Below are 13,915 nucleotides of genomic sequence, written 5' to 3'. Positions count from 1 at the left end.
TGAGCAGTTACAGATACTGCAACAAACTTTCAAGTTTCATACCCCTCGATCCTTTTAAGAGTACCAAATTGTTTTTAACCGGGTTTTGCTGTAAGTAATCGGCTGCTTCTGCCGGTGTTTCAAAAAATGTAGCCTTTAGCGTGTCCTTTAGCGCGAAGAAATACTTCCCAATAAAAATAATTTCATCCAAACCGCTTTCGGCAGCCTGTTTAACAATCAGTTCGTGCTGTGCAGCCGATTCGGGGCCCAATTCGAACATATCGCCCAAAATGGCTGTTTTTTTAGCTGCTGATAATACTGCAATGTTGTTTAGCGCGGCCGTCATGCTGCTCGGGTTGGCATTATAAAAATCGCAGATTACCGTATTATTTTCCGTTTTGGTTAACTGCGAGCGGTTGTTTTTTGGCTGGTAACTGGATAGGCCGTTATTGATTTCTTCTGGTGCCATGTCAAAAAAATCGCCAATGCAGATGGCCGCCAATATATTTTCGAAATTGTAACTGCCAGTTAAATTTGTCTTAACAGCCGATGAAAGCTCGTGGTTGGTCCAGGCTACCTCAATAAATGGATCGCTGCTCAACAGCTCGCCTTTAATGGTGTTGCCGTTTTCAGTTCCATAATAAATAAGCTTGTTTAAGCCTGCCGTAGCACTCATTTCGAGCAGGTAGGCATTGTTCCGATTGATAAAAGTATAGCCCAGGGTTTCTTTAAGGTAAGTATAAAGCTCTGCTTTTCCTTTTTTAACCCCTTCAAATCCACCAAAACCATCTAAGTGTGCCATGCCTACATTGGTAATAATGCCATGCGTTGGCTGGGCAATGGTGCACAGCATCGCGATTTCTTTTTGGTGGTTTGCCCCCATTTCTATCACCGCAATCTGTACATCGCTACTAATCGATAAAATAGACAAGGGAACACCGATATGGTTGTTTAAGTTGCCAAAAGTGGCAAAGGTTTTATACCGCTCGGCCAAAACAGCATTGATAAGTTCTTTGCTGGTTGTTTTTCCGTTACTTCCGGTTAAGCCGATAACAGGTATATTTAACTGCCTGCGGTGGTGGCGGGCAAGATCCTGTAAGGTGCTTAACACATCATCTACCAATAAGCATTTTTCGTGCTGTGCATATGCTGCTTCATCTATAACGGCGTAGGCAGCTCCTTTTTCAATAGCCTGAAGGGCGAATTCATTGGCATTAAAAAGATCGCCTTTCAGCGCAAAAAAGATACAACCGGGCGTAATGTTTCTGGTATCGGTAGAAACAACTGGATTAGCAATATAGTAATGGTATAGTTCTTCGGTGGTAATCATGCTTATCGTAAAAAATGTGATGTAAAATTAAGCTTTCGCAACAACAAAAAACAAAATTAGTACATTAGGTAAAAATATTTCCCTATGAAAAGACTGTTAACGTTCTGTTTAATCTCCCTCAGCTCTATTCTATTTGTACAGGCGCAGCTTAAATCGCCCGATGATTTTCTCGGATACGAGCTGGGAACTCACTTTACACCCCATCACAAGGTAGCCGAATACTTTAGGCAAACTGCTGCTGCGGCCAATAAACAGGTAAAACTGGTTGAATATGGTAAAACGAACGAAGGCAGGCCTTTGCTGGTTGCTATTGTTTCATCTGCAGAAAATATAAACAGACTCGAGCAGATCAAAAATAACAATTTGGCCCTTGCTGCCGGTACAACCAACAGTGTAGATTTAAATCAGCAGCCCGGCATCCTCTGGTTAAGCTATAATGTGCACGGTAACGAGGCAAATTCTACCGAAACCGCAATGAAAATGCTTTATACATTGGTTTCGGGCATAAATAAGCCAGCTGTCGAATGGTTAAAAAATACGGTTGTGGTTATCGATCCGTGTTTAAATCCTGATGGAAGGGACCGGTACGTGAACTATTTCAACAGTGTGGTGGGAAAAACACCAAATTCAGATCCTTCATCGCGCGAGCACATAGAGCCATGGCCGGGGGGAAGACCGAACCATTACTATTTTGACCTGAACCGCGATTGGGCCTGGCAAACACAACTGGAAAGTAAACAAAGGCTGGCCTTATACAACCAGTGGATGCCACAGGTTCATGTAGATTTTCACGAACAGAGTTATAATGAGCCTTATTATTTTGCACCTGCAGCCGAACCTGTTCATCAGGATATTACCCCTTGGCAAAAAAGTTTTCAGGTAGTGGTAGGGAAAAACAATGCCAAATATTTCGATGCAGAAGGTTGGCAATACTTTACCAAAGAGCGCTTCGATCTGCTTTATCCTTCGTACGGCGATACTTATCCATTGTATAACGGATCAATTGGTATGACTTACGAGCAGGGCGGAATCAGGGCGGGTTTATCCGTAGTAACCAATGACGGGGATACTTTAACCTTAAAGGACCGTATTGCACATCATTTTACCACCGGCATGTCAACCCTTGAGGTTACCTCTTTAAACCACAATAAGCTTTTAGAAGAATATAGAAAATATTTTCAGCAGGAGCTGGCCAGTGCGCCGGGCATTTATAAAAGCTATATCATTAAAGCAACCAACCTTTCGCGCTTAAAAAAACTGGCCGAGCTGTTAAGCAAAAACAAGATCGAATTTGCATTTGGAGGAGATAAAGCTGGCAGGGGCTATGATTATGATACCCAAAGGGAAGAGAATTTTACCATTGGCCGTAACGATTTAATTGTAAACATACAACAACCAAGGGCTGTATTGGCCAATGTGCTGCTAGAGCCGCATACCTTTGTAACCGATTCGAACACTTATGACATTACTGCCTGGGCATTGCCATATGTATATGGCTTAAAAGGCTATGCCAGCAAAGAGAGTATTAAAGGTAGATTTTCGGCTATTGAAGAACAAAAAGCTATTAATAATGAAGTAGATAAGCCATTGGCCTGGTTGTTTACCTGGGGTACGAGTGAGGATGTACAGGTTTTGATTGCACTGCAAAAAGAAGGCATAAAAGTTAGGCAGGCCGATCAGCCATTTGCTGTAAATGGAAAAGACTATCCTGCCGGAACCCTGATTGTATTGAGGGCAGAAAATGAAAAATCAATAAAAGGCGTAAAAGATAAAATTGCTTTTGTTGCCAAAATGCTCGATAAGCCAATTCTGGCCGTAAGCAGTGGCTTTGTAGAAAAAGGTAAAGATTTTGGTTCTAATGTTTACCCTTTACTAAAGCAGCCTAAAATTGCCATCGTATCAGGTATGGAGGTTTCATCTCTAGCTTTTGGTGAGGCCTGGTTTTACCTTGAACACGATTTAAACCTTTCGCCGAGTATTATCAACGCCAAGGATATTAACAATCTGGATATTAATAAAGTAAACACACTTATCCTACCCGATGGTAGTTATAGCCCGTTTATTGGCGATGGTTTAACCGCTTGGCTAAATAAGGGAGGTAAGCTGATTTTAATGGAAGATGCCATTGAAAGTGTTTTAGAGAAAAAAGGCTTCGATATAAAGAAAAAAGAGGCTGTAGTTAAGAAAGACGAAAAGCCAGAAGCAAACAAACTGCTGTTTAAGGATAAAGATAGAGATGATTTTGAAACCACCATACCCGGTGCAATCTATAAAATTAACCTCGATGCCACCCACCCTTTTTCTTATGGGCTGGGCAAAAGCTATTACAGCTTAAAAACCGACCGTAAAATTTACGAGCCTTTTGTAAAGGGCTGGAATGTTGGGCTAATTAATGAAAAAAGTTTGATGGCCGGTGTGGTTGGAAAAAAAGCCAGAGAAGAGCTTAAAACAGGGCTTTTAATTGGTGTACAGGATTTTGGCCGTGGCCAGGTTGTTTATCTCGCTAACGATCCGCTTTTCAGAAATTTTTGGGAAGGCGGAAAGACACTTTTTGGCAATATTGTGTTTTGTAGCTACTAAAATAAATCCAAGCCTTTAACCACGTTCTTGGTTAAAAGCAGCGTTTTCTTAAAGTTTTTGTTTATTGAAAAATGGCTTTTTAAGCCGTATAGGAAGGGTTTTGTTAAAAAATGTTAAAATAAATTTGGCTGCAAAACGAAGTAGTTCTATTTTAGTGCCATTCTATCATTACATTAACTAACCTATTCTACTATGAAAAAACTTCTACCAAGTTTGATCATCTGTATGTTTTATGCGACATTTGCATGGACTCAGGATCGAACAATCACTGGAACAGTTACGTCTTCAGAAGACAAACTACCAATCCCTGGAGTAAGCGTGAAAATTCAGGGCACAGCGGGGGGAACCTCTACAGATGCTAACGGAAAATATTCCATTAAAGTGTCATCCGAAGCAAAAACAATTGAATTTTCATCAATTGGATTTACCACACAATCAAAACCGATCGGCGGTGCCAATGTAATCGACGTAGTTTTGTCGGCCGATGCCAAAACCCTGGGCGAAGTTGTAGTAACGGCACTGGGTATCCAAAGAAAGCGGAATGAGGTAGCGTACGCGGCCCAATCGCTTGATGGAGCTGCGGTGAGCGAAAACAGATCACCAAACATTGGGAGCAGCTTATCGGGTAAGGTTTCTGGTTTGGAGATCCGGCAGAACAACACCATGGGCGGTTCTACAAATGTTGTGGTGCGTGGTGTTAAGTCGATAACGGGAAACAACCAGGCACTTTTCGTTATTGATGGAGTTCCTGTAGCCAACACCAGTATGAACACAACCGGGCAAACGAGCGGAGTTGGCGGATATGATTATGGTAATCCAGCATCCGATATCAATCCCGACGATGTTGAGAACATAACTGTGCTAAAAGGAGCTGCCGCATCGGCCCTTTATGGTTCTAGGGGTAGTAATGGGGTAATCTTAATCACCACCAAAAAAGGTAAATCAGGCTTAAACATTACCTTTAACGCCGGAATCAATTATTCGATAATTGATAAATCAACCTTTCCTAAATACCAAAAAGAATATGGAGGTGGTTATGGTCCATATTATGGCCCGAATGAAGATTCGTATTTCAACTCTGCCGATATTAATGGTGATGGCGTACCTGATCTGGTAGCACCATTAACTGAGGATGCTTCATACGGGGGGAAATTTAATCCAAGCTTATTGGTTTATCAATGGGATGCTTTCGATCCTTCATCTCCAAATTACCGCAAGGCAACACCTTGGGTAGCAGCAGCAAATGATCCGACCACATTTTTTGAAAAACCGGTTTCCAATAACCAGAGCATTATTTTAACCAACAGCTACGAAAAAGGAAGTTATAAACTTGGCTTTAACAGAGATGATCAGAACGGGATACTGCCAAATTCCCAAATTCAAAAGAATGTTTTCAACTTTGGCGCAACCTATAACATCACCAGTAAATTAACGGCCGGTGCTGAGGTTAATTATTTTAATGTTGAAGGTAAAGGAAGGTATGGAACAGGATACAACGGAAACGGGGTTTACAATCCGGCAACTAACTTTAGGCAGTGGTGGCAAACCAATGTTGATGTAAAAGAGCTAGAGCAGGCTTACCTCCGCACAGGTAAAAATGTTACCTGGAACTGGTCTGATCTTACCGGAACAAAGCCAATTTATTGGGATAACCCTTATTTTTCGCGATATGAAAATTATGAAACAGATGCGCGTAACCGCTATTTGGGCAATGTTAACTTAAACTACAAAGTAACCAATTGGTTAAATTTATTAGGCCGTTACTCCATGGATACCTATAACCAGGTGCAGGAAGAAAGGCAGGCCATAGGTAGTTTAGATGTTCCTTTTTATTCTAAATATCTGGAAGATTACAAAGAAACCAACGTTGATTTCTTGGCCAATGTAGATAAAAACATATCAACTGATCTGAACTTCAAAGGTCTTTTGGGTTTAAATATCAGAAAGCAGAGAACCCAATCTACCTTTGCGATTACCAATGGCGGTTTAGGTATCCCGGGTATTTATTCTTTAAGCAATTCATCTAACCCGATCGAAGCCCCAGTAGAGCTCGATCAGAATAGAGAGGTACATGGGTTGTTTGCCGGAGCATCTTTTACCTATAAAAATATGCTAACATTGGATGGAACCATCAGAAGAGATGTTTCATCTACCCTCCCTAAAGGAAATAATGTTTATTACTACCCTTCTGTTTCTTTAGGTTATGTTTTTTCAGAAATGCTTAAAGATTATAAGTGGCTATCTTACGGAAAGTTAAGGGCCAACTATGCAGAGGTAGGATCTGATGCCCCTGTTTACAGTTTGTTGGATACTTATAGTTTAATAACCCCTATTGACGGACGTTCGCAAACCGCAGTGCCAACCACTAAGAATAACCCTAATTTAAAACCCGAAAAAACAAAAAGTAAAGAGGTTGGATTAGAGGCTTCGTTTTTAAACAATAGGTTAGGTTTCGATTTTACCTATTACAATACCAAAACCGTAAACCAGATTATACCGGTAAGTTTATCAACATCAACAGGTTACAATTCCCAGTACCTGAACTCGGGTAGTGTGGTAAACCAAGGTGTGGAGCTATCATTAAACGGATCGCCATTTAAAACAAGCGATTTTGAGTGGAAGATTAATGTAAACTGGACAAAGAACAGCAATAAAGTAACCGAACTGTTTAAAGATGCAACAGGAAACGAAGCCCAAAACTTATTAATTCAAAGCTTTCAGGGCGGGGTAAGTGTAAATGCAACGCTTGGGCAGCCCTACGGAACCATAAGAGGTAAAAACTTTGTTTATCTGAATGGCGAAAAGGTTGTTTCGGCCAATGGCAGGTATGCGCAGTCAGAAACCTCTAATGAAGTTATCGGGAATATGAACCCTAAATGGATTGGGGGGATTAACAACAGTTTCCGCTATAAAGATTTTAATCTCAGTTTCTTAATTGATATCAGGCATGGTGGAAGTGTATTCTCGCTCGATCAGTACTATGGTTTGGCTACAGGAGGTTATGTAGAAACAACAGGTTTAAATGATCTGGGAAACCCTTCACGTAATGAACTTAGCCAGGGCGGTGGTTTTATTAATCCAGGTGTTAAAGCCGATGGAACGCCGAATACTACCCGGGTTACCAATGCCGAGTTTGGTTCGTATGGCTACAGGCGCTTGCCAGCTGCAGCATTTGTATACGATGCCAGTTTTGTAAAATTAAGAGAAGTGGTTTTAGGTTATTCACTGCCTAAAACATTTGTAAGTAAACTAGGCCCGGTTAAAGGGGTCGATCTTTCTTTGATCGGAAGAAATTTATGGATTATCCACAAAAACCTACCAAATGCCGATCCGGAAGATGGATTGAGCTTTGGAAATGTGCAAGGATACCAAGTAGGTTCTTATCCGAGTGTTAGAAGTTTTGCCTTCAATTTAAAAGTTAGATTTTAATTACGAACAGTTATGAAAAAGATATTATTAGCCTTAATACCGGTGCTATTATTTGGTGCGTGTAAGAAAGATGTAACTTCGGTTAACACCGATCCCAAACGCCCGTTAAATGTATCATCAGCATCATTATTTACAAATGCTCAGCGTAGGTTTGTGAGTACGGTTACTTCATCCAATGTGAATTTAAATATATTCAGATTAATAGAGCAACAGTGGCAGGAAACCACATATATAGACGAAAGCCAGTACGATTTGCAAACCAGGACAATTCCGGATAACTTATGGAATGCCTTTTATAGAGATGTTCTAAAAAACTTTAGCGAATCGAGAGCGATTGCCGCAACAGAAGGAAAATCTGCAGTTGACCTTAAAAATCAATTGGCTATTACTGATATTATGGAGGTTTACACTTGGTATTATATCCTTACCACTTATGGTGATGTTCCATATTCAGAAGCGTTAAATATTAACAATGCGTTTCCGAAGTATGATGATGGCTTAACCGCTTTTAAAGATTTATTGAAAAGACTGGATGCAGATATAGCTGGTCTTGATCCCAGTTCTACATCATTGGGCTCGGCCGATGCGATTTATTCGGGAAATGCGCAGAATTGGAAGAAACTGGCCAATTCCCTGAAGCTGAAAATTGCATTAACCATTGCAGATGCGGATAATACCACCGCAAAAACAGCGGCCGAATCGGCAGTTGCATCGGGTGTATTTACGTATTCGGTGAGTAACCCCAATACCGATAATGCAAAATATCCTTTTACCACCATTACGCCAAATACAAATCCAATATGGGTTGATTTAGTACAGAGTGGGCGTTTGGATTTTGTGGCCAACAATAGCATTACGACCCGGATGAATACTCTTGCCGATCCAAGACGGCCATTTTTCTTTACACTTGATGGAGACGGCTTGTATTCGGGCGGTAACCCGGGAGAAAGCAGCCCCTATGCAAACTTCTCGGCACCTGCAGTAAAGATTACCAATGCCGATTTTCCAGGGGCACTGATTGACGTTGCCGAAGTACAGTTTTTGCTGGCAGAAGCTACCGAAAGAGGTTACAGTGTTGGTGGAACTGCTGCTACCTTTTATACCAATGCCATTACGGCATCAATATTAGATTGGGGAGGTTCGTTGGCAAGCGCTACTACCTACCTGGCGCAGCCAGCTGTGGCTTATGTAACGGCAGCGGGTACATGGAAGCAAAAAATAGGCACACAGAAATGGTTAGCACTTTATAATAGAGGATTAGATGCTTGGGTAGAAAATAGGAGATTGGATTTTCCTCAGTTACCAAAGGCTACAGATGCTAGAACTGATTTTCCCGTTCGGTTTACCTACCCTGTTAAAGAACAAAATGTTAATAATGTAAACAGAGCTGCTGCTGCTGCCAAAATAGGTGGAGATAATGTAACCACGAAGTTATTTTGGGATAAGTTCTAAATTGACCCAGGATTTTTTAAAAGCCCGTAAACAGCAATTGTTGTTTACGGGCTTTTGTTTTTTAAGGCCAATTCAATTTGATAATTTTTGCCAATTATTGCTTCTCTCTTACAGTATCTAGTACTTGATTATTTCAGTATTTAGACTTTAGCCTACGAACGAAATGTCAGATAATATAGACTATTAAAAGGTTAAAAAGTTGTAAAATCGTACACAAAAAGTTTACGGAAATTTTTAATTTGTCTATTCGAAAAGACGGACTTAGTAAAACTAATTACATAGTTTAAATATTTTTTAGCTGTTTTTAAGGCAGAAACACGTTTTATGACATTATTATGTGTTAAATGTTAAAATTTGTTAAAATAAATTTGGTGTTGATCATAACTAACTCTATTTTAGCGATTAAATAATCATTAACTAACCTATTTTCAAATTATGAAAAAACTTCTACAAAGTTTGTTCATTCTCGTGCTTTGCGCATTTTCTGCCTTTGCACAAGAAAGAACGGTAACTGGTACAGTTACTTCTGCGGATGACAAATTGCCAATCCCTGGTGTAAGTGTTAAGGTACAAGGTACTCAAAGTGGTGCCGTTACAGATGCCGGCGGTAAATATACCGTTCGTGTTCCTTCAGGATCAACAGTATTAACATTTTCTTTTATTGGTTATGCTCCTCAAAGCAGAACTATCGGAAATTCAACAACCGTTAATGTTGTTTTGAATGCAGATTCAAAATCATTAAGCGAGGTTGTTGTAACAGGTGCTGGTTTAACGGCCCGCAAAAAGGAGCTAGGAGCTGCGCAAACAACTTTAAATAATGCTTCATTAACACAGGCTAAACCAACCAATATCGTGTCTGGTTTAACCGGTAAGGTAGCTGGTTTAAATGTTCAGGGTGTTGGTAGTGGTGTTAACCCTAACTATCGCGTTGTTTTACGTGGTATGCGTTCGTTAACGGGTAATAACCAAGCGCTAATTGTAGTGGACAATGTAATTGTACCAAACTCAATCTTAAGTAACATTAATCCAGATGATGTTGAAAACATTACTGTACTTAATGGTAGTAGTGCAGCAGCATTGTATGGTTCTGCGGCTTCAAATGGTGCATTAATCATTACCACTAAAAAAGGTAAAAAAGATGGTTCTTTCGATATTAAAATTGGAAACACAACCACTTTAGAGCAGGTTGCATTTTTTCCTAAACTACAGAAAGAATTTGGTTCAGGATCTGATAACGATCTTCAAATCTATCTTCCTTACGAAAATCAGCAATACGGTCCTCATTTTGATGGTATAGTAAGACCAATTGGCCGTCCATTAGCTGATGGGTCTATCCAAAACGTTCCTTACTCTTACACAAACAGTAAAGATGATTTTTGGGATACTGGTGTAACTAACTTTACTGATTTCTCTGTTTCTTCAGGTAATGATAAAGGTAGTTTATATGCTTCTGCTCAGTATTTGAAAGCTTCTGGAACTACTCCTGGAGATAAATACAATAGAGCTAACGTTAAGATCGGAGGAACAAGAGCTGTTTCTGATCAGATTACTTTTAACTATTCTGCAAACTATATTCAAAACAGACAGAATTTAACAACACAAACAGGTGCAATCTATAATGGATTGTTAAACGCTCCTTCACAAGCATTAATTACTGATTATAGCGACTGGAGAAATAACCCTTATGCTAATCCAAATGGTTATTACAATGCATATTACAATAACCCTTACTTCTTAGCCGATAATTATAGACAACAAGTAAGAAACGATTATTTCTTGGGAAATGCCGAATTGAAATACAAGCCATTAGAATGGTTAGATTTTACAGGCCGTATTGGTTTAACTACTCAAAACCAATCTTCTAAAAATTATTCGGATATCTTTAAATATAGCGATTATACAAAATCTATTTCTGGTTCTAGTGAGTACAAACAACAAGATATCCTTGGTGGTGTAAGTGATAACTTGAACTACGAAACGAATATTGTTGGTGATTTCATTGGTCATGCACAGAAAAAAGTTGATGACTTTAAATTTGATTTCACTGTTTTAGGACAATTAATTCAGAGACAAACAAAAACCACAACTGCTGCAGTTAATGGTTTGGTTACTGCTGGTGTATTTAACTTAGGTAACAGTACAAGTAATCCGACAGCGAACGAAAATAATACTTTAACCCGTTCTTATGGTTTAACAGGTAAAATTGATATCGCTTTCAAAGATTATTTATTCTTGAGTTTATCAGGACGTAATGACTGGGTTTCTATTTTATCTCCAGAAAACCGTTCATTCTTCTACCCTAGTGCAACTTTATCTTTTGTAGCTTCTGATGCAATCGAAGCAATTAAAGATATTAAAGAAATCGACTTCATTAAATTAAGAGGTGGTTGGTCTAAAGTTGGTCAGGTTAACATTGGTGCATATAGTTTGGTACCTACGTTTGGTCAAGGTGCTGGTTATCCTTATAATGGTTTAGGAGGTCTTTCTGTTGGAAATACTTTAATCTCTAGAGATCTAAAACCAGAGATTACTTCAGGATTTGAGTATGGTATTGAGACTAGTTTCTTCAAAAGCCGTATTAACTTAACTGCAAGTTATTATAATACTAAAACCAAAGATCAGACAGTTCCAACTGGAGTTTCGAGCACTACTGGATATACAAATTATTTAGTTAATGCCGGACAAACTACAAGTAAAGGTATTGAAGCAGGTTTAACTGTGGTTCCTTTAAGAACTACTGATTGGGAAATTTCATTAGGAAGTACTTATGCTTACTACGATAACTCAGTTGATTTCATTAGTGCTGACTTAAGTCAATTAACATTAGGTGCTTATGGTGGTACTGTAGGTTCTTACGCAATTGCTGGCCAACAGTTTCCTGTAATCCAAGGTAGTACTCACGTACGTGATAGCCAAGGAAGAATCATTGTTGATAGAATTACCGGTTATCCTTCAGCAACTTCTGGTATCACTATATTAGGCCAAGCAAATGCAAAACACATTTTAGGTGTAAACGTTAATGTGGCATACAAAGGCTTTACGCTATATGGATCGGGCGAATACCGTGGTGGTAACGTAATTTATAACGCAGCAGGTGGTACTTTTGATTTCAGTGGTGCTGGTATTAATTCAGCAGCATACAACCGTGATCGTTTCGTTATCCCTAATTCATCTTATTTAGATCCTGCAACTAACACTTACGTACCGAACACCAATATTACTGTTCGTGATGGTGGACCAGGTTACTGGACTATCGCAGGACCAAGAACTGGTATTAACGAAAACTATGTAACATCTGGTGCGTTCTGGAAAATCAGAGAGTTAGCGTTATCTTACGATGTTCCTACAGCTTTCTTAGCGAAATCAAAAGTTATCAAAAGAGCAAGAATTAGTGTTCAAGGTAGAAACTTATTCATCTTCTTACCTAAAACTAACGTATATACAGATCCAGAGTATAGTGATGGTAACGGATCGAGCAGTGGTAATGCTATTGGTTTAACAAACCTTAACCAAACTCCACCATCAAGATATTATGGAGCTACTTTAACATTAACCCTATAATAATAAAGACATGAAAAGTATTTTTAAATATATATTCGGATTTTCGATGTTGGTATCTCTTTATTCTTGTAAAAAAGATTTAGATATCAACACCAATCCCAATTCAGTTACTGTTGCGACGGTAGATTTAGTTTTGCCCAATTCAATTGTAGCCACAGCTAATAGCTTAGAGAGATATAACTTTATGGGCGGCCAACAAGTTGGTTATTTCGCAAATGGTGGCGGTGTAAGTGGTTGGGCAGGTATTATTTCTTACAACTGGACAACTGGAGATTTTGCTGGTAACTGGGCTACTACTTATGATGTATTAACTGACGTTCAGTACGTAATCGCAAACAGTGAAGGTAATGCAAGTTTTAAAGAATTTAATGCTGCTGCTAAAGTGCTTAAAGCATATAACTATTCTTTATTGGTAGATACTTATAATGATATACCATATACTGAAGCATTACAAGGTGATACAAAATTGCAACCTAAATACGATAAAGCTACAGATATCTATAAAAGTTTAGTAGACCTTTTGGATCAATCGATTGCTACATTCAAGGCTGCTGGAACTGGAGCTGGTTCTAAATTATTTGTTACTGCTGATCCTCTTTTTGCAGGTAACTTAGGCAAGTGGGCTGCCTTTGCTCAAACTTTAAAACTGAAATTAGTGATTAAAGGACAGGGTAAGGTAACTTTTAGCAATACCACTTTTGATTCTGCAGTAGGCTTTATTACTGATGATGCAATTGTTCAGCCTGGCTACACTAAAGTGGAGAATAAGCAAAACCCTTTTTGGAATGCTTGGGCTTATAATGCTGCTGGAACTGCTGTAGGTGCAGCTAGTAATTATGCTGTTACCAGCTGGATGTTAACCTTTTACAACGGAACTAAAATATCTGATCCAGCAAGGGCAGGTGTAACTTACCAAACTGGTCTTTCTGTTCCGACCAACCAACTAGGCTATCAACAAGCTGATGCAGGTAGAGGTTTAGCGCCAAGTTCTTGGTTTAGAGGTTCGAGTGCTACCACCTACGAGAAAATAGGTATTTTAAAAGGTCCTGATGCAGGCCAACCAATTATGCTAGCTGCTGAAAGTTATTTTTTACAAGCTGAGGCTAATGTTAAAGGTTTACTTGCTGGATCAGCTGCTACTAACTTTGATTTGGGTGAAAACGCAGCCTTTAGATATCTTTATAAAGATAATACAGGTGCTGTAAATGCTGGAAAGGACGCTGTTGCTGATGCAACAACCTACAGAACTACAAATACTGCAAACCCTTTGGCTAACTTTGCTGTAGCAACAACTGATGCGCAAAAACTTGAAGCCATCATTACTCAGAAGTATATCGCTTTCAATATGCTTTTTGGGCATGAGGCTTGGAATGAGTACAGGAGAACAGGTTATCCAACCATTGTTGTTTCACCAACTCCAAATAGACTTACATCATTTGTATCTATTGTTTCTCAATCTACAGCTGCTGATAAATTGCCAACACGTGTTCAATATCCAGCAAATGAGTTTAAATACAATGCATCGAATGTTCCTGCAGTAAATGTATACTCAAGTAAAATCTTTTGGGCTAAATAATCCCAGTA

General features: G+C 39.2%; 6 protein-coding genes. 5 read left to right on the top strand and 1 reads right to left on the bottom strand.

The window, feature by feature from the left end:
• Nucleotides 1–7: 7 nt before the first annotated feature.
• Nucleotides 8–1,309 carry a UDP-N-acetylmuramoyl-tripeptide--D-alanyl-D-alanine ligase gene (locus tag ACS5PU_RS08350; protein WP_439458830.1) on the bottom strand — a complete coding sequence of 434 codons (1,302 nt, stop codon included), beginning with the start codon at nt 1,307–1,309 and terminating at the stop codon, nt 8–10.
• Between the two features lie 84 nt (nt 1,310–1,393).
• On the opposite strand from ACS5PU_RS08350, the gene ACS5PU_RS08345 reads away from it, so the two are divergent.
• From ACS5PU_RS08345 to ACS5PU_RS08325, 5 genes are all read left to right on the top strand, one after another.
• Nucleotides 1,394–3,889, top strand: a complete 2,496-nt coding sequence (locus ACS5PU_RS08345) for a M14 family metallopeptidase (protein ID WP_439458829.1) — start codon at nt 1,394–1,396, stop codon at nt 3,887–3,889.
• A gap of 192 nt (nt 3,890–4,081) precedes the next feature.
• The gene (locus ACS5PU_RS08340) at nt 4,082–7,318 is read left to right on the top strand and encodes a SusC/RagA family TonB-linked outer membrane protein (protein ID WP_439458828.1); all 3,237 of its coding nucleotides are present in this window, start codon (nt 4,082–4,084) and stop codon (nt 7,316–7,318) included.
• Nucleotides 7,319–7,330: 12 nt separating this feature from the next.
• A complete protein-coding gene (locus ACS5PU_RS08335; RefSeq protein ID WP_439458827.1) occupies nt 7,331–8,770 on the top strand; it encodes a SusD/RagB family nutrient-binding outer membrane lipoprotein in 1,440 nt (479 codons plus the stop codon).
• A 435-nt stretch (nt 8,771–9,205) separates the two neighbouring features.
• The gene (locus tag ACS5PU_RS08330) at nt 9,206–12,331 is read left to right on the top strand and encodes a SusC/RagA family TonB-linked outer membrane protein (protein ID WP_439458826.1); all 3,126 of its coding nucleotides are present in this window, start codon (nt 9,206–9,208) and stop codon (nt 12,329–12,331) included.
• A 10-nt stretch (nt 12,332–12,341) separates the two neighbouring features.
• Entirely contained in the window at nt 12,342–13,907 is a 1,566-nt protein-coding gene (locus ACS5PU_RS08325) for a SusD/RagB family nutrient-binding outer membrane lipoprotein (protein WP_439458825.1), read from the top strand.
• Nucleotides 13,908–13,915: the final 8 nt, after the last annotated feature.

The organism is Pedobacter sp. GSP4 (genome assembly GCF_051857575.1).
In the GTDB taxonomy this organism is placed as follows: domain Bacteria; phylum Bacteroidota; class Bacteroidia; order Sphingobacteriales; family Sphingobacteriaceae; genus Pedobacter.
Note: the sequence above shows the minus strand (reverse complement) of the source record. Positions and strands in the feature narration are given on the sequence as shown.

Excerpts from the sequence above, each read along its gene's own strand:
- ACS5PU_RS08350 (WP_439458830.1), bottom strand. The coding sequence starts at position 1,309 with ATGATTACCACCGAAGAACTATACCATTACTATATTGCTAATCCAGTT.
- ACS5PU_RS08345 (WP_439458829.1), top strand. The coding sequence starts at position 1,394 with ATGAAAAGACTGTTAACGTTCTGTTTAATCTCCCTCAGCTCTATTCTA.
- ACS5PU_RS08340 (WP_439458828.1), top strand. The coding sequence starts at position 4,082 with ATGAAAAAACTTCTACCAAGTTTGATCATCTGTATGTTTTATGCGACA.
- ACS5PU_RS08335 (WP_439458827.1), top strand. The coding sequence starts at position 7,331 with ATGAAAAAGATATTATTAGCCTTAATACCGGTGCTATTATTTGGTGCG.
- ACS5PU_RS08330 (WP_439458826.1), top strand. The coding sequence starts at position 9,206 with ATGAAAAAACTTCTACAAAGTTTGTTCATTCTCGTGCTTTGCGCATTT.
- ACS5PU_RS08325 (WP_439458825.1), top strand. The coding sequence starts at position 12,342 with ATGAAAAGTATTTTTAAATATATATTCGGATTTTCGATGTTGGTATCT.